This is a genomic window from Streptomyces sp. LUP47B, assembly GCF_001746295.1.
In the GTDB taxonomy this organism is placed as follows: Bacteria; Actinomycetota; Actinomycetes; order Streptomycetales; family Streptomycetaceae; genus Streptomyces.
On record NZ_MJAH01000026.1, the window covers coordinates 1 to 17317 of the forward strand.

Consider the following 17317-nt stretch of genomic DNA (forward strand, 5'->3'; position numbering starts at 1 on the left):
ATCTGGAAGCCCAGTAATGGGTGGAGGTGACCGGTACTAATAGGCCGAGGGCTTGTCCATATTTGCTCGCGTCCACTGTGTTAGTTCTGAGGCAACGACCGTGTCATGTTTCCGGTCGTAACTTCATAGTGTTTCGGTGGTCATAGCGTGAGGGAAACGCCCGGTTACATTCCGAACCCGGAAGCTAAGCCTTACAGCGCCGATGGTACTGCAGGGGGGACCCTGTGGGAGAGTAGGACACCGCCGAACTCCTTTTAGAGCTCTGGCTCTTGGGCACACAGCCCAAGAGCCAGAGCTTTTTTGCGTTGAGGTAGGGTCAGGGAGCATCGTTGGCACGTTTCCCACAGGAGGCCCCCGGGTGGAGGTCCAGGAGACCCGCGTCCAGACGGACCGGGTCCTCACCATCCCCAACATCCTCAGCATGGCGAGGCTCGTTGGGGTGCCGCTCTTCCTGTGGCTGATCCTCAGGCCCGAGTTCGGAGGGCCGAAGAGTGACACCTGGGCGCTGCTGGTACTCGCTCTGAGCGGCATCAGCGACTACCTGGACGGCAAGCTCGCCCGACGCTGGAACCAGATCAGCAGTCTTGGCCGGCTGCTCGACCCCGCGGCCGACCGGCTCTACATTCTCTCGACCCTGGTCGGTCTCACCTGGCGCGAGATTCTGCCCATCTGGTTGACGGCTGCACTGCTCTTGCGAGAGCTGGTTCTCCTGGTGATGGTGGGCATCCTCAGGCGTCACGGTTATCCACCGCCGCAGGTGAACTTCCTCGGCAAGGCTGCCACCTTCAACCTGATGTACGCCTTCCCGCTGCTCCTGCTCAGTGACGGATCTGGATGGATCTCGTCACTCGCTGCTATTTTCGGATGGGCGTTCGCAGGATGGGGTACAACGCTGTACTGGTGGGCAGGAGTGCTCTACGTGGTACAAGTCCGCCGCCTGGTCCGTGCGGACGCCAAGGCCGACTGACCCCGCCCATTGGCACGGCCGTGGCGGCTCGATGGCCCCCGGCAGAAAAGTGCGGGACAATCTGGACGGGTGAAGTCGGCTAGACCGTCGTCTCTTAAGGAGGACGCTTCCGACATGAAGGCCGTCGTGATGGCCGGAGGCGAAGGCACACGCCTTCGTCCCATGACCTCGAGCATGCCCAAGCCGCTCCTGCCGGTGGTAAACCGGCCGATCATGGAGCACGTTCTGCGGCTGCTCAAAAGGCATGGGCTCAACGAAACCGTCGTCACCGTCCAGTTCCTGGCCTCACTGGTCAAGAACTACTTCGGTGACGGCGAGGAGCTCGGCATGGAGCTCTCCTATGCCAACGAGGAGAAGCCACTCGGTACCGCCGGAAGCGTCAAGAACGCCGAAGAGGCGTTGAAGGACGATGCTTTCCTCGTCATTTCCGGTGATGCCCTGACCGACTTCGACCTCACCGATCTCATCAACTTCCACAAGGAAAAGGGCGCGCTGGTCACCGTCTGTCTGACCCGCGTGCCCAATCCGCTCGAATTCGGCATCACCATCGTCGACGAGGAAGGCAAGGTCGAGCGCTTCCTGGAGAAGCCGACCTGGGGGCAGGTCTTCTCGGACACCGTGAACACGGGCATCTATGTCATGGAGCCCGAGGTCTTCGACTACGTCGAGGCCGATGTGCCCGTGGACTGGTCCGGCGATGTCTTCCCGCAGCTGATGAAGGAAGGCAAGCCGGTCTACGGCTATGTCGCGGAGGGGTACTGGGAGGACGTCGGCACGCACGAGAGCTATGTGAAGGCTCAGGCCGATGTTCTGGAGGGCAAGGTCGACGTCGAGATCGACGGCTTCGAGCTCTCCCCGGGCGTCTGGGTGGCCGAGGGTGCGGAGGTGCATCCCGATGCCGTTCTCCGTGGTCCGCTGTACATCGGGGACTACGCGAAGGTCGAGGCCGGCGCCGAGATCCGCGAGCACACCGTGGTGGGCTCGAACGTGGTTGTGAAGAGCGGCGCCTTTCTGCACAAGGCCGTCGTGCACGACAACGTGTATGTCGGGCAGCAGAGCAATCTTCGTGGCTGTGTCGTCGGAAAGAACACCGACATCATGCGCGCGGCCCGTATCGAGGACGGCGCGGTCATCGGTGACGAGTGCCTCGTCGGCGAGGAATCGATTATTCAGGGGAATGTGCGGGTCTACCCGTTCAAGACCATCGAGGCCGGCGCCTTCGTCAACACCTCGGTCATCTGGGAGTCCCGGGGCCAGGCGCATCTCTTCGGCGCCCGGGGAGTCTCCGGCATCCTGAATGTCGAGATCACTCCGGAGCTCGCGGTGCGGCTCGCCGGCGCCTACGCGACGACCCTCAAGAAGGGGTCGACCGTCACCACCGCCCGTGACCACTCCCGCGGCGCGCGGGCACTGAAGCGGGCGGTGATCTCCGCTCTGCAGGCAAGCGCCATCGACGTACGCGACCTGGAAAACGTACCGCTGCCCGTGGCGCGGCAGCAGACCGCTCGAGGAAGCGCCGGCGGAATCATGATCCGGACCACGCCCGGGGTGCCGGACTCCGTCGACATCATGTTCTTCGACGGGGGAGGCGCGGACCTTTCTCAGGGCAGTCAGCGGAAGCTGGACCGGGTGTTCGCGCGCCAGGAGTACCGGCGTGCGTTCCCCGGTGAGATCGGAGACCTGCATTTCCCTGCCAGTGTCTTCGACTCGTACACCGGTTCTCTGTTGCGGAACGTCGACATCACCGGGATTTCAGAATCCGGGCTGAAGGTCGTCGTGGACGCGTCCAACGGCAGTGCGGGTCTGGTGCTGCCCAGTCTGCTCGGGAAGCTCGGCGTGGACTCGCTGACCATCAACCCTGGGCTCGACGAGTCCAGGCCGACGGAGACGGCGGACGCTCGGCGGTCGGGTCTGGTGCGGCTGGGTGAGATCGTGGCGTCCGCGCGGGCCGCGTTCGGGGTGCGGTTCGACCCCGTGGGCGAGCGGCTGTCCCTCGTGGACGAGAAGGGGCGGATCATCGAGGACGACCGGGCGCTGCTCGTCATGCTCGACCTGGTCGCCGCGGAGCGGCGCAGCGGCCGTGTGGCGCTGCCTGTGACCACCACGCGGATCGCCGAGCAGGTGGCGGCGTACCACGGCACGCAGGTGGAGTGGACGACGACCTCGCCCGACGACCTCACCCGGGTCGGACGCGACGACTCGACGATCTTCGGTGGTGACGGCAAGGGCGCCTTCATCATCCCGGAGTTCAGCAGTGTCTTCGACGGTGCGGCGGCCTTCGTACGGCTGATCGGGCTGGTGGCGCGGACGCAGCTCACGCTCAGCCAGATCGACGCGCGGATTCCGCGGGCGCATGTCCTCAAGCGGGACCTGGCGACTCCGTGGGCCGTCAAGGGACTGGTGATGCGCAGGGTCGTGGAGGCGGCGGGCGATCGCTTTGTCGACACGACCGACGGTGTCCGGGTCGTGGAGACCGACGGACGCTGGGTGATGGTGCTGCCGGACCCGGCCGAAGCGGTCACCCATCTGTGGGCCGAGGGGCCCGATGACGCGTCCGCGCAGGCCCTGCTGGACGAATGGTCGGCCGTCGTGGACAGCGCCGGCCGCTGAGACCCGCACGCGCGCGTGCCGGACAGGTGTCCCCAAAGGGGCCTGTCCGGCACGCCGATGGGGCCATTCGGAGGTAGGGGCCGCGACGTGCGACGATGTGCGGCATGCCGCAGCAGCCCCCCATTCGGAGCACCCCCACGCGCCACACGCGTCCGGACGCCTCCATGTCGCTGCTCACCAACGTCATGGACCACAGCCTCGACGACGGGTACGCCGAGGCGGCGGCCCGCACGAAGGCGGCCGGTGGCACTGGACTGCCCAGGACGCTGCGGGCGAGGCTGGGGCTGGCTGTCGGCCTGGTCCTCGCCGCTCTCGTGGTCACCGTGGGGGCGGCGCAGGCGCGGGTGGCGGCTCCGGTCGTGGCCAAGGAGCGCGAGGAGCTCATCGACCGAATCGACCGCGAGACCGAGACGGCGGACAAGCTCGAAAAGAGCGTCGACCAGCTGCGCGGCGACGTGAGCACGCGGCAGCGCGAGGCGCTCAAGCAGAGTGGCGGCAGCGGCCAGGCCGACCTCGTGGGCATCCTGTCGGGCGCGGTGGACGTGCACGGCCAGGGCGTCAAACTCGTCGTGAACGACGCCAAGGAAGCCAGCACGGGCGGCGACGGGAATCCGCGTGAGACGACGGGATTCTCCGACACCGGGCGGGTGCGCGACCGTGACATGCAGCGAGTGGTGAACGGGCTGTGGGAGTCGGGCGCCGAGGCCGTCTCCATCAACGGACAGCGACTGACCGCGCTGTCGGCGATCAGGGCCGCGGGTGACGCGATACTGGTCGACAACAAGCCGCTGGTTCCGCCGTATACGGTGCTTGCGGTGGGGGACGGGCAGCGGCTGAGCACCAGGTTCCAGGACAGTGCCGACGGGTTGTATCTGCACGCCCTGCAGGAGAACTACGGCATCCGGACCGCCATCTCCGTGGAGGACGACCTCCGGCTGCCGGCCGCACCGAGTGTGATCGTACGTACAGCAGAGCCGAGAACTGAGAAGGGCACATCGTGATCGCCGTACTGGGCCTCGTCGTGGGAGTCGTGGCCGGCCTCTTGGTCCGGCCTGAGGTTCCGGCGGTCGTCGAGCCGTATCTGCCGATCGCCGTGGTGGCGGCGCTCGACGCCGTCTTCGGGGGCCTGCGGGCCATGCTCGACGGCATCTTCGACGACAAGGTCTTCGTCGTTTCGTTCCTGTCGAACGTGGTCGTGGCCGCGTTGATCGTCTTCCTGGGCGACAAGTTGGGCGTGGGAGCCCAGCTCTCGACCGGTGTCGTCGTCGTGCTCGGCATCCGGATCTTCTCGAACGCCGCGGCGATCCGTCGACACGTCTTCCGGGCGTGAGGCCGATGAGCGACCAGGAAGAGACGCCCGGCAACAGGCTGCGCAAGGAACTGCCCGAGGAACTCCCGGCGACCCCTGCCGAGGAGACTGAGACCCCGGCGTCGGAGCCGGGGCTCACCGGCCGTCAGCGGCTGGTGAACGGGCTGTGGCCGCCGCGCGTGACCCGGGCCCAACTCATCGTCGCGGTGCTGTTGTTCGGCCTCGGATTCGGCCTGGCCATCCAGGTGGCCTCGAACAGCGACAGCGACAGCGCGCTGCGGGGGGCGCGGCAGGAGGATCTCGTACGCATCCTCGATGAACTGGACGACCGCACCCAGCGTCTTCAAGACGAGAAGCAGGGCCTCGAGAAACAGCGGGACGAGCTGGAGAACAGCTCCGACCAGGCCGAGGAGGCCCGCAAGCAGACGGTCGAGAAGGAGCGGCAACTCGGCATCCTCGCGGGCACGGTGGCCGCGCAGGGGCCGGGCATCACGATGACGATCGACGACACCAAGGGGACGGTCGAGGCGGACTTGCTGCTCGACGCGATCCAGGAGCTGCGCGCGGCCGGCGCGGAGGCGATCCAGGTGAACGGCGTACGGGTCGTCGCGGGCACCTTTCTGTCGGACTCGGACAAGAGCGTGAGTGTCGACGGGAACAAGATCACCGCACCCTTTCGTTTCAAGGTCATCGGCAATCCGCAGGACCTCGAACCGGCGCTCAACATCCCTGGAGGCGTGGTGCAGACTCTTGAGAAGGAGCAGGCCACCGTTACCGTCGAGCGGTCGGACAAGATCATCGTGGACGCCTTGCGAGCGGCGAAGCGGCCTGACTACGCTCGGTCGTCCTCCCGGTGAACCGGTGGTGCATGGGGGACGTCGGGCCAGGGCATGAGGTTGCGGGGGGTCGGCGCACCGAATGGGTGGTGCGTGGTGGAAACTGTCTGGTGGAAACGGACGTTGTGAGGATGTCCGGGTCAACCGGTGTGTTCAATCAGGGTTCGTCCTGCCCCACGGGCGGGTCTGTTTCGGTCAAGGGGAATCGCCCGTGAAGTTGTTTGCGAAGTTGTTCGGCAAGAGCGCGCGAGAGGGTAGCGACAACGCGACCGCTCGTCACCGCGCACAGCCCGACGCCGAGGGCCAGCGCCCGCTGTTCCGGGACCAGGTGGGCGGCCAGGGCGGCGACATTTCCGGAGGTCAGGGCGTGCCGTCTGTTGACCCTGCCCAGTCCGGCGGCATAGGTTTCGGGCAGCCGTCAACCTCAAGTACGGGTGGAGGGTTTTCCCCTATGTCGGCCCTGGTGTGTACGAGGTGCGGTAACCGCAACGCGGAGAACAGCCGCTTCTGCTCCAACTGCGGCGCCCCGCTGCGGGCCGGGGCCGTGCCCGAGCGTCCCTCGGAGACGACATCCACCATCTCCATCTCGGGACTCGAGGCGTACGACTCCGAGGTCACCGGCCAGACGCAGATGCCGGCGCTCTCCCCGGAGGCGCAGGCTGCCGTCGACGCGCTGCCGCTGGGCTCGGCGCTCCTGGTCGTGCGTCGTGGACCCAACTCGGGCAGCCGCTTCCTGCTGGACGGCGAGCTGACCACGGCCGGCCGGCACCCGCAGAGCGACATCTTCCTCGACGACGTCACGGTCTCGCGCCGGCATGTGGAGTTCCGCCGCGGTCAGGACGGCACGTTCACGGTGTCCGACGTGGGCAGTCTCAACGGCACGTACGTCAACCGTGAGCGGATCGACTCGGTCGCTCTGAACAACGGCGACGAGGTGCAGATCGGCAAGTACCGGCTGGTCTTCTACGCGAGCCAGCAGGGCTACTGACCCTCCCAGGGAAGGTCCATGCTTCGAACACCGAGCGGCGGTGCCGGACACGGCACCGCCGCGACGGACAGTGGGCTGATGAGCATCGGCACGGTGCTGAACGTGCTGCGCGACGAGTTCCCCGAAGTCACCATCTCCAAGATCCGTTTTCTGGAGTCCGAGGGCCTCATAGAGCCGCAGCGGACTCCCTCCGGGTATCGCAAGTTCAGCGCCCGGGACGTCGAGCGCCTCGGCCATGTCCTGAGGATGCAGCGGGACCACTATCTGCCGCTCAAGGTGATCAGAGAGCATCTCGACGCCATGGAGCGAGGCGAGGCCGTCGCGCTGCCGACGGTCGGCCGCCAGCGGGACGGAGAAACGGTCCTGGAGGTCCCTGAAGGCCCCACAGCGGCCCGTATCGGCCGGTCCGAGCTGCTCGCCGCCGCCGAGATCGACGAGTCCGAGCTGGCGGAGTGGGAGTCGTACGGACTCATCACGCCGTTCCCGGACGGGGCCTACGACGCCGAGGCGGTCACCGTGGCCGCGCTTGTCGTCGAGCTCGGCCGGTTCGGGATCGAGCCGCGGCATCTGCGTGCGATGAAGGCCGCCGCCGATCGTGAGGCCGGGCTGGTGGACCAGGTCGTGGCCCCGCTGAAGCGCCACCGCAACCCGCAGACCCGCGCACACGCGGAAGCGCGCGCCAAGGAACTCGCAGGGCTCACGGTGAAGCTGCACGCGGCGCTCGTGCAGACCGCGCTCGGGGTGCGCCTGCCCTGAGGGTGGCGGGGCACCGGATCGTCCCCCGTTTCCTGCCCGACTACCCAAACGTCCCGGGCACGGCCTAGGGTTGCTGTGTGAACGAGCTCGATGTCGTAGGTGTCCGGGTCGAAATGCCCTCCAACCAACCGATCGTGCTCCTGCGTGAAGTGGGAGGCGACCGCTACCTCCCCATCTGGATCGGGCCGGGGGAGGCGACGGCGATCGCCTTCGCGCAGCAGGGCATGGCCCCCGCACGACCGCTGACCCACGACCTGTTCAAGGACGTGCTGGAGGCGGTCGGCCAGGAGCTCACCGAAGTGCGCATCACGGACCTGCGTGAGGGCGTCTTCTACGCGGAGCTGGTGTTCGCCAGCGGGGTCGAGGTGAGCGCGCGGCCGTCCGACGCCATAGCGCTGGCCCTGCGCACCGGGACGCCGATCTACGGCAGCGACGGAGTGCTCGACGACGCCGGCATCGCGATCCCGGACGAGCAGGAGGACGAGGTGGAGAAGTTCCGCGAGTTCCTCGACCAGATCTCCCCCGAGGACTTCGGCACCAGCAGTCAGTGAGACAGCCGCGGCCGATCCGGCGGATCAGTGGTCCGTGACGGGTCGGCCGTGTCCGGTCGTCACTGAAATGCCGGCATTTGCCACCGGTGCGTGAGAGCGTCCTGCGGCCCGCCCGGAGCGCATTCGGCTAGCCTTTCCCCGCGGTGGGGTGCGGGAAACCACTCCTAGGGTGATTATCACTCGGCGTGCCGAGTGTGGCGATCGTTGACGCACCCCTGGTGACTGCCTACCGTCGAGAAGGCAGGTCAAGGACGGAGGTCGGCGTGAGAAGCAGCGGCGACGGTACGGCTGGGGGTGCCCCCGGACGGAGTCTCGGGGCGAGCGGTCCGTACCCTCCCCCAAGCTCTCAACTGCGTTCGAGTTGGGGGGACCCCCATCACGGCAGCGCGGCCGATCACGCACCGCAGCGACCGGCGGTCGTGCCGAGCAGCGGAGGGGCGACGTCCATGGCGTCCGAGCAGATCGGCTATCGCGGCCCTACGGCGTGTGCCGCGGCCGGCATCACCTACCGGCAGCTCGACTACTGGGCGCGCACCGGCCTCGTCGAGCCGACCGTGCGGCCCGCCCACGGGTCGGGGACACAGCGGCTCTACAGCTTCCGGGACGTCGTCGTCCTGAAGATCGTCAAGCGGTTCCTCGACACGGGTGTGTCGCTGCAGAACATCCGCACCACGGTCCAGCACCTGCGTGAGCGGGGATTCCAGGACCTGGAGCGGATGACGCTCATGAGCGACGGCGCCACGGTCTACGAGTGCACCTCGCCCGACGAGGTCCACGCGCTGCTCCAGGGCGGCCAGGGCGTCTTCGGGATCGCCGTGGGAGTCGTGTGGCGGGACGTCGAGAGCGCCCTGTCACAGCTGCACGGGGAGCGCATCGACACCGGGGAGACACTCGTCGGGCACAACCCCGCGGACGAGCTGGCGCGGCGGCGCAACCGGGCGGTCTGAAACCGGCCCCACGCTCTCGGGCGGGGCATTGTCAGTGGCGTAGGGCAGCATCGGACATGTGAGAAAAGCGCCCACGATCCTGCATCTCGACATGGATGCCTTCTACGCCTCGGCGGAGCAGGCGTCCAAGCCGAGTCTGCGCGGGAAGGCCGTCGTCGTGGGCGGGCTGGGGCCGCGGGGTGTGGTGGCCACCGCGTCCTACGAGGCCCGGGTGTTCGGGGTGCACTCGGCGATGCCCATGGGCCAGGCGAGACGGCTCGCGCCGAACGCCGCGTATCTGGTGCCGCGCTTCGGGTTCTACAAGGCGATCAGTGAGCAGGTGATGAGGCTGCTGCGGGAGCTGTCGCCGCTGGTGGAGCCACTGAGCCTGGACGAGGCGTTCGTGGATCTGGAGGCCGGGGGGACGGCCTGGGACGAGGCGTCGGCGCGGCTGGCCGGGGCGAAGCTGCGGGCGGACATACGGGCCGTCACGGGGCTCACGGGCTCGGTCGGGCTGGCCGCGTCCAAGATGCTCGCGAAGATCGGCTCCGAGCAGGCCAAGCCGGACGGGCTGGTGGTGATCGAGCCGGGGACCGAGCGGGCGCTTCTCGGGCCGATGTCGGTGCGGATCCTGCCGGGAGTGGGACCGGCGACCGGCGATCATCTGCGGCGGGCCGGGATCCATACGGTCGACGAGATCGTGGAGGCGGGCGAGGACGAGCTCGTACGACTGCTCGGGAAGGCCCATGGGCGCGGGCTGTACGCGATGGCGCTGGCGTACGACGAGCGGCCCGTGGTCGCTGAGCGGGAGACCAAGTCCGTGTCGGTCGAGGACACGTACGACGTGGACATCCATGACCGGGTGCGGGTGAGCCTGGAGGTGCAGCGGCTGGCGGACCGGTGTGTGCGGAGGCTGCGGGGAGCCGGGCTGTCGGGGCGGACCATCGTGCTGAAGGTGCGGCGGTACGACTTCTCGACGTTGACGCGGTCCGAGACCTTGCGGGGGCCCACCGATGACCCGGCGGTCGTGCGGGAGGCTGCCCTGCGGTTGCTGGAGGGCGTGGACTCCACGGGGGGTGTGCGGTTGCTGGGGGTGGGGGTGAGCGGACTGGCCGACTTCACTCAGGAGGATCTGTTCGCGCAGGCCGCGGGGGAGCGGGTGGAGTCGGCGGCCGAGGAGGAGGTCGATGACGTGGCCGTTCCCGAGGTGACGGCGGTTGCTGAGCGGCGGTGGGTCGCCGGGCACGATGTGCGGCATGCCGAGTACGGGCACGGGTGGGTGCAGGGGAGCGGGCTGGGGCGGGTGACCGTGCGGTTCGAGACGCCGGATTCGGAGCCGGGGCGGGTACGGACGTTCTCCGTCGAGGATCCTGCGCTGGAGCCTGCTGAGCCGTTGCCCCTCACGGAGGACGTGCCGGGCGTTCAGGCCTCCGCGTCCTCCGTGCCCGCCAGCTTGCCGAAGTCCCGGTCGGGGAACGGGGGCGGCGCGGACACGTCGAGACCGTAGTGGTGGTAGAGCTGGAGTTCCTGGTCGGGGGAGAGGTGGCGGCCCACGCCGAAGTCGGGGGCGTCCTTGATGAGGGCGCGGTCGAAGGGGACGTGGAGGGTGCCGTCGACCAGTTCGCTCGGCCCCAGGGGGACGAAGGCGTCCCGCGAGAAGAGGCCGGTGCGTATGGCGGCCCACTCCGGTACGCCGGTCGCGTCGTCGAGGTAGACCTCGTCGACGGTGCCGATCCTGGTGCCGTTGCGGTCGAACGCCTTGCGGCCGATCAGGTTGCGCGGATCGATGTCGGTCTGCACGGGCCCTCCACTTGGTCGCAACTCATCCGAAGCGGTCGTAAGCACTACGAAAGAGCACATCGGGGCGTGCGGCCACTCGAAGACCCGTGCTGTGGCCTCGCTGGTAGGCTTGCGATCGGCTGCTGACCCCGCGCGGGAGAGTTCTCCAGACATCATCGGAGGCGCCGAAGGAGCAAATCCTCCCCGGAATCTCTCAGGCTCACGTACCGCGCGGACGAGGTCACTCTGGAAAGCAGAGCGGGTGTCGACAGCGTCCGCTCTCACCGACGGTGAAAGCCGGCGGCCCTCGGGCGGCCCGGTGAAGCTCTCAGGTTGAGATGACAGAGGGGGAGGCCGTCGGGGTACCCGCGCCGGGGTACCCCTCGCAGGTCGCGTCAGACCAGGAGGCCTCCGCAATGACCGCCCATCGCATTCCGCTCTCCGAGCTCGAACAGGGCATTCCCTTCGAGCAGCGTCACATCGGCCCTGACCACGAGGCGCGGGCCAAGATGCTCGCGCAGGTCGGCTACGGCTCGCTGGACGAGCTCACCGCCGCCGCGGTGCCGGATGTGATCAAGAACGCCGATGCCCTGGAGCTGCCGGGCGGGCGCACCGAGGCCGAGGTGCTGGCCGAGCTGCGGTCGCTGGCCGACCGTAACCAGGTGCTCGATTCCATGATCGGGCTCGGCTACTACGGCACCTTCACTCCGCCCGTCATCCTGCGCAACGTCATGGAGAACCCGGCCTGGTACACGGCCTACACCCCGTACCAGCCCGAGATCTCGCAGGGACGCCTCGAGGCACTGCTCAACTTCCAGACCATGGTCGCCGACCTCACCGGGCTGCCGACCTCCGGCGCCTCGCTGCTCGACGAGGGGACCGCGGCGGCCGAGGCCTTGGCGCTGTCCCGCCGTATGGGGAAGAACAAGAAGGGGCTCTTCCTCGTCGACGCCGACACCCTGCCGCAGACCATCGCCGTGATCGAGACCCGGGCCGAGCCGACCGGTGTCGAGGTCGTGGTCGCCGACCTCAGCGACGGCATCCCGGCCGAGGTCGCCGCACGTGAGATCAACGGAGTGCTCGTCCAGTACCCCGGCGCCTCCGGGGCCGTACGCGACATCAAGCCGCTCATCGACCAGGCTCATGAGCTCGGCGCGCTCGTGACCGTGGCCGCCGACCTGCTCGCGCTGACCCTGCTGAAGTCGCCGGGTGAGCTCGGGGCGGACATCGCGGTCGGTACCACGCAGCGGTTCGGTGTGCCGATGGGCTTCGGCGGGCCGCACGCCGGCTACATGGCCGTACACGAGAAGTTCGCGAGGAGCCTGCCCGGGCGGCTCGTCGGAGTGTCCGTGGACGCCGACGGGAACAAGGCCTACCGGCTCGCGCTGCAGACACGTGAGCAGCACATCCGTCGGGAGAAGGCGACCAGCAACATCTGCACCGCTCAGGTGCTGCTCGCGGTCATGGCCGGGATGTACGCCGTCTACCACGGCCCTGAGGGGCTCAAGGGCATCGCGCGGCGGACCCACCGGTACGCGACCATCCTCGCCGCGGGACTGACGGCCGGTGGCGTCGAGGTCGTGCACGGCTCGTACTTCGACACGCTCACCGCGCGCGTGCCCGCGAGGGCCGCCGAGGTCGTCTCCGCCGCGCGACGGAACGGCGTCAACCTGCACCTCGTCGACGCCGACCACGTGTCCGTCGCGTGCGACGAGACCACCGCGCGCGCCCAGGTGGGTGCCGTGTGGAACGCGTTCGGCGTCGAGGCCGACATCGAAGCGCTGGACGCGGCCACCGAGGAGACGCTGCCGGACGCGCTGCTGCGCGACGGCGACTTCCTCACCCACCCCGTCTTCCACCAGTACCGCTCCGAGACCTCGATGCTGCGCTACCTGCGTCGGCTCGCCGACCGCGACTACGCGCTCGACCGCGGCATGATCCCGCTGGGCTCCTGCACCATGAAGCTCAACGCGACCACGGAGATGGAGCCGGTCACCTGGCCCGAGTTCGGGCAGCTGCACCCCTTCGCGCCCGCCGAGCAGGCGCAGGGCTATCTGACCCTGATCCGGGAGCTGGAGGAGCGGCTCGCCGAGGTCACCGGATACGACAACGTGTCGCTGCAGCCGAACGCCGGGTCGCAGGGCGAACTGGCCGGGCTGCTCGCCGTGCGCGGGTATCACCGGGCGAACGGTGACGAGCAGCGGACCGTTTGTCTCATCCCGTCCTCGGCGCACGGGACGAACGCCGCGAGCGCCGTCATGGCCGGGATGAAGGTCGTCGTCGTGAAGACCGCCGGGGACGGCGAGATCGACGTCGACGACCTGCGGGCGAAGATCGAGCAGTACCGGGACGAGCTGTCCGTGCTCATGATCACGTACCCCTCGACGCACGGTGTGTTCGAGGAGCACGTCGCCGACATCTGCGCCCAGGTGCACGAGGCCGGCGGGCAGGTGTACGTCGACGGAGCCAACCTCAACGCGCTGGTGGGGCTGGCCAAGCCGGGTCACTTCGGCGGTGACGTCTCCCACCTGAATCTGCACAAGACGTTCTGCATCCCGCACGGCGGCGGTGGCCCGGGAGTGGGTCCTGTCGGCGTACGGGCGCACCTGGCGCCGTATCTGCCGAACCACCCGATGCAGCCCGCCGCCGGCCCGGAGACGGGCGTGGGGCCGATCTCGGCGGCGCCCTGGGGTTCCGCGGGGATCCTGCCGATCTCGTGGGCGTACGTCCGGCTCATGGGTGGTGAGGGGCTGAAGCGGGCCACGCAGGTGGCGGTGCTCTCCGCCAACTACATCGCCAAGCGGCTCGAGCCGCACTACCCGGTGCTCTACACCGGCCCCGGCGGACTCGTCGCGCACGAGTGCATCATCGATCTGCGGCCGCTCACCAAGGCGACCGGCGTGAGTGTCGACGATGTGGCCAAGCGGCTCATCGACTACGGCTTCCACGCCCCGACCATGTCGTTCCCGGTGGCCGGGACGCTGATGATCGAGCCGACGGAGTCCGAGGACCTCACCGAACTCGACCGCTTCTGCGAGGCGATGATCGCCATTCGCGCGGAGATCGAGAAGGTCGGTTCCGGGGAGTGGGCCGCCGAGGACAACCCGCTGCGGAACGCTCCGCACACCGCCGGTGCGCTGGGCGGTACGTGGGAGCACGCGTACTCGCGGGAGGACGCCGTCTTCCCGGCCGGGGTGTCGGTCGCGGACAAGTACTGGCCGCCGGTGCGGCGGATCGACCAGGCCTTCGGCGACCGGAACCTGGTGTGCTCGTGCCCGCCGCTGGACGCGTACGAGGACTGACCCGAAGTGACGAGGGCCCCGTTCCGGCGGGGCCCTTTTCCCTTTCCGCTACGCCGTGGCCAGTGACACCTCCGTCGACTTGATCAGGGCGACGACCGGGGAGCCGACGACGAGGGCGAGGTCGGCCGCTGCGTCCGCGGTGATCGCGGAGGTGAGTACGCCTCCCTCGACAGCGATCTTGACGGTGGCCATGGCGGCTCCGGTGGCGACGGCGGTGACCGTGCCGGGGAGCTGGTTGCGGATGGACACGTTCTGGACCGGGGCGGTGGCGAGGGAGACCTCCGTCGACTTCACCAGGGCGCGTACGGGGATGCCCTGGGCGAGGCCGAGTTCAGTGACGGCATCGAGGGTGATCGCGGCCGTGAGGTCCTGGCCGCCGTCGAGGCGGATCCTGACCGTTGCCATGGCCTCGCCGGGGACGACGGTGGTGACGGTGCCTGGGAGCTGGTTGCGGATGCTCAGGGTCATGGGCATCAACGTAGGGCGTGGGATGGGCCGTGGCGGGGATGTGTGCGGTCGTGCCGTTCCGGGCGGATTGCGAGCCCCGGTAGGCGGCGGTGTCAGCCTGTGTGGACTCGTGGACGGCGCTGGCGGTCCGGTTCCGCTTCCCGGAGGACCTCTCGGGTGACCGGGGCCACCTCGCCCTGGCCGAAGAGGAAGAAGCGCAGGAAGTTGGCGAAGGGGCTGCCCTCGGTCCACTCGAAGTAGATGTGGGGGGTGCAGCGGGTGGTGTCGCGGACGTGGAGAAGGAGGGCGGCGAGGGCGTTGGGGATGGAGGAGGACTCCAGGGTCAGGACGCGGTAACGGTTGTGGAGGACCTCACCCCGGACCGTCAGGCTCGCCTCGAATTCCGAGGGGTCCAGGACCGTGACCTCCACGAACACGAAGTCCTCGCCGGGGATGTCGTTGTCCTCGCGGATCTGCTCGATCTTGTCGCGGTACTCGGCCTTGTCGCGCTGGTCGGGCTCGTTCGCGATGAAGCGGATCTTGCGGCTGGCCATGTCCCGGATGAAACGTTCCGCCATGTTGTCGAGCGTCACGTCGGTCACGCGGAGTTCGAAGGCGCGGGCCAGGCGGGAGAGGAGGGAGACGAGGATGATGCCGGCGATGAAACAGGCGCCGATCTTCACGCCGTCCGGGCGTTCGATGACGTTGACGACGGTCGTGTAGAGGAACACGGCGGAGATGACGGCGAAGCCGACGGTCCAGTTGCGCTGCCCGGCCTTGCGGGCGGCGATGGTCACCGCGATCGCCGCCGAACTGATCAGCACCAGCACTCCGGTGGCGTAGGCGCCGCCCTGGGCGTCGACGTCGGCGTCGAAGATCCACGTGACCAGGAATGCGATGAGGGTGAAGACGACGACCATGGGGCGCACGGCGCGGGCCCAGTGCGGGGCCATGCCGTAGCGGGGCAGGTAGCGCGGCATCAGGTTGAGCAGGCCGGCCATCGCGGAGGCGCCGGCGAACCACAGGATGGCGATGGTCGAGACGTCGTAGACCGTGCCGAAGACGCCACCGAGGTAGTGGTGGGCGAGGTAGGCCAGGGCACGGCCGTTGGCCGGGCCGCCCGACTCGAAGTCCTTCTCGGGGATGAGGAGGGTGGTGATGAAGCTGGTGGCGATCAGGAAGACGCTCATCACGATGGCGGCGGTGGTGAGCAGCTTCTTGGTGTCGCGGATCCGGCCCCTGGGATCCTCCTCGGTGTCGTCGGGGTCGCCCTTGACGTGCGGCATGACGGCGACGCCGGTCTCGAAGCCGGAGAGGCCGAGGGCGAGCTTGGGGAAGACGATCAGGGCCACGCCGATCATCACGAAGATGTTGCCGTGCTCGGCTGTCAGCGCGCTGGCCCAGTCGGTGACGACATGGCCCGCGGTGATGACGTGCCACAGGCCGACGAGCACCACGACGACATTGAGGGCGAGGTAGATGCCCACCAGGGCGACGGCGACGCCGACCGCCTCCAGGAAGCCCTTGAGGAAGACCGCGCCGAGCAGGGCGACCAGGACCAGGGTGATCAGCATCTTGTGGTCGTGCAGGGTGCCGGTCAGATGCGGGTTCTCGATCAGGTGCGTGGAGGCGTCGGCCGCGGACAGGGTGATGGTGATCAGGAAGTCGGTGGCGGCGAAGCCGAGCAGGGTGAGGACGAAGAGCTTGCCCTGCCAGAAGGACAGCAGCCGTTCCAGCATGGAGATCGAGCCCTCGCCGCGCGGGCTCTCCTCGGCCACCCGGCGGTACACGGGCAGCGCGCCCGCGAGGGTGACGATCACAAGGACGATCGTCGCGACGGGGGAGAGCAGGCCGGCCGCGAGGGCGGCGATGCCGGGCTGGTAGCCAAGGGTGGAGAAGTAGTCGACGCCGGTCAGGCACATGACCCGCCACCAGCGCTGGCCCTGATGGGCGGGTTCCGGTTCGGCGTGGGGGCCCGTGTGGCCGCCGGCCCTGCCCATGTCGGACAGGCCCTCCAGCATCCAGGAGCGCAGGCGACTGGACGGAGGGTGTTCGGTGGTGGCCATCGGGGGGCTCCTGCGGTGCGGCACAGCGGGGTTCGGCCGCCCGGCTGACGGCGGGACCAGCGTAAGCGGAGAGTGATGTCCGGGCCCACGGATGGAGGGTGCCAGGGCGTCAAGCTTCCGTTAAGACTCGGTCCACGACGGTCTGCGGGAGTCTCTGACCGGGCGACGGTGCAGTTGTGGGGCTCGAACCTGCCGAGTGGGCCCGTACGGACGGACGGGCGGGGGTGGACACGCAGCGTCATGGGGAGGTGGGGCGGAGCTGATCTGCCGGCGTTCCGAGGGCAGGGGGCAGCGCTCCATGCTTGGGGCGACGACTGCGTCAGCAAGCCGTTTGGTAGTGAGTGGGGGGCCGGAGTCCTCGTGCGGTTCCGTTTCGTAAGGATCGCCGAAGAGATCGAATGTTTCGGACTGGCGGAAGGGGCGGGGGCTCGTGGTCGTCGAGGTGAGCACCTAGCGTTGCCTCAGCGTCCATTGCCGCGCCCGGTAGCCGAGGGGGCGTACGAATCCGCCCTGGCGCCCGTCCAACTCCCTCCGGCCCGCGACGACTTCAAGCCCGAGAGTCGGCGCCCGACGGAATCCTCCCGTGCAGCGGTTCGCCGGCCCATGGTCGCTCACTGACCGCCCCGGACACCTGGCCCCGCACACCGCGAACGGCTGCGTCGGCCGGTCCGTCCGCGTGGATCAGGGCCCAGCACCACGACGTCGAGGAGGAGCCGCTCCGCCCGCTCTGACCGTCGAGATCCGCACGGCGGCCTGCCCTTCTCAATGAGCCCGGAGAAG

The 17317-nt window shown here is 68.5% G+C and carries 14 protein-coding genes, 1 rRNA gene and 1 riboswitch; of the genes, 12 read left to right on the plus strand and 3 right to left on the minus strand.

What is annotated here, in order from left to right; all coding sequences use genetic code 11:
- The first annotated feature begins 132 nt into the window (after nt 1-132).
- From rrf to BFN33_RS45340, 11 genes are all read left to right on the plus strand, one after another.
- Nucleotides 133-249, plus strand: a 5S ribosomal RNA gene (rrf, locus tag BFN33_RS45290).
- A 109-nt stretch (nt 250-358) separates the two neighbouring features.
- A complete protein-coding gene (locus BFN33_RS45295; RefSeq protein WP_057610497.1) occupies nt 359-967 on the plus strand; it encodes a CDP-alcohol phosphatidyltransferase family protein in 609 nt (202 codons plus the stop codon).
- A 114-nt stretch (nt 968-1081) separates the two neighbouring features.
- Entirely contained in the window at nt 1082-3577 is a 2496-nt protein-coding gene (locus BFN33_RS45300) for a mannose-1-phosphate guanyltransferase (protein ID WP_069766073.1), read from the plus strand.
- 104 nt (nt 3578-3681) lie between these two features.
- Nucleotides 3682-4578 carry a DUF881 domain-containing protein gene (locus tag BFN33_RS45305; protein ID WP_256123048.1) on the plus strand — a complete coding sequence of 299 codons (897 nt, stop codon included), beginning with the start codon at nt 3682-3684 and terminating at the stop codon, nt 4576-4578.
- Nucleotides 4575-4907 carry a small basic family protein gene (locus BFN33_RS45310; RefSeq protein WP_003988855.1) on the plus strand — a complete coding sequence of 111 codons (333 nt, stop codon included), beginning with the start codon at nt 4575-4577 and terminating at the stop codon, nt 4905-4907. Before BFN33_RS45305 ends, BFN33_RS45310 begins: the two co-directional genes overlap by 4 nt.
- Nucleotides 4908-4912: 5 nt before the next feature.
- Nucleotides 4913-5743, plus strand: coding sequence for a DUF881 domain-containing protein (locus tag BFN33_RS45315; RefSeq protein ID WP_069766075.1), 831 nt, complete (start codon nt 4913-4915; stop codon nt 5741-5743).
- A 61-nt stretch (nt 5744-5804) separates the two neighbouring features.
- Nucleotides 5805-6710 carry an FHA domain-containing protein gene (locus BFN33_RS50915; RefSeq protein WP_079141362.1) on the plus strand — a complete coding sequence of 302 codons (906 nt, stop codon included), beginning with the start codon at nt 5805-5807 and terminating at the stop codon, nt 6708-6710.
- Between the two features lie 18 nt (nt 6711-6728).
- The gene (locus BFN33_RS45325; protein ID WP_069766077.1) at nt 6729-7466 is read left to right on the plus strand and encodes a MerR family transcriptional regulator; all 738 of its coding nucleotides are present in this window, start codon (nt 6729-6731) and stop codon (nt 7464-7466) included.
- Between the two features lie 77 nt (nt 7467-7543).
- The gene (locus tag BFN33_RS45330) at nt 7544-8017 is read left to right on the plus strand and encodes a bifunctional nuclease family protein (RefSeq protein WP_004002801.1); all 474 of its coding nucleotides are present in this window, start codon (nt 7544-7546) and stop codon (nt 8015-8017) included.
- Between the two features lie 263 nt (nt 8018-8280).
- The gene (locus BFN33_RS45335) at nt 8281-8964 is read left to right on the plus strand and encodes a MerR family transcriptional regulator (protein WP_176742638.1); all 684 of its coding nucleotides are present in this window, start codon (nt 8281-8283) and stop codon (nt 8962-8964) included.
- A gap of 58 nt (nt 8965-9022) precedes the next feature.
- Nucleotides 9023-10450, plus strand: a complete 1428-nt coding sequence (locus BFN33_RS45340) for a DNA polymerase IV (protein ID WP_079141363.1) — start codon at nt 9023-9025, stop codon at nt 10448-10450.
- Here BFN33_RS45340 and BFN33_RS45345 read toward each other — a convergent pair.
- On the minus strand, nt 10366-10743 hold the full coding sequence (locus tag BFN33_RS45345) for a PRC-barrel domain-containing protein (RefSeq protein WP_069766080.1): 378 nt from the start codon (nt 10741-10743) through the stop codon (nt 10366-10368). The genes BFN33_RS45340 and BFN33_RS45345 overlap by 85 nt on opposite strands.
- 123 nt (nt 10744-10866) lie before the next feature.
- A riboswitch (glycine riboswitch) is annotated at nt 10867-10962 on the plus strand.
- 176 nt (nt 10963-11138) lie between these two features.
- Between BFN33_RS45345 and gcvP the strand changes: the two genes are divergently transcribed.
- Nucleotides 11139-14024: an aminomethyl-transferring glycine dehydrogenase gene (gcvP, locus tag BFN33_RS45350; protein WP_069766081.1), complete on the plus strand. Its 2886-nt coding sequence runs from the start codon at nt 11139-11141 to the stop codon at nt 14022-14024.
- Nucleotides 14025-14072: 48 nt separating this feature from the next.
- Here gcvP and BFN33_RS45355 read toward each other — a convergent pair whose 3' ends face one another.
- Nucleotides 14073-14492, minus strand: a complete 420-nt coding sequence (locus BFN33_RS45355) for a molybdopterin-binding protein (RefSeq protein ID WP_069766082.1) — start codon at nt 14490-14492, stop codon at nt 14073-14075.
- A gap of 92 nt (nt 14493-14584) precedes the next feature.
- The gene (locus BFN33_RS45360) at nt 14585-16537 is read right to left on the minus strand and encodes an APC family permease (protein WP_069766083.1); all 1953 of its coding nucleotides are present in this window, start codon (nt 16535-16537) and stop codon (nt 14585-14587) included.
- Nucleotides 16538-17317: the final 780 nt, after the last annotated feature.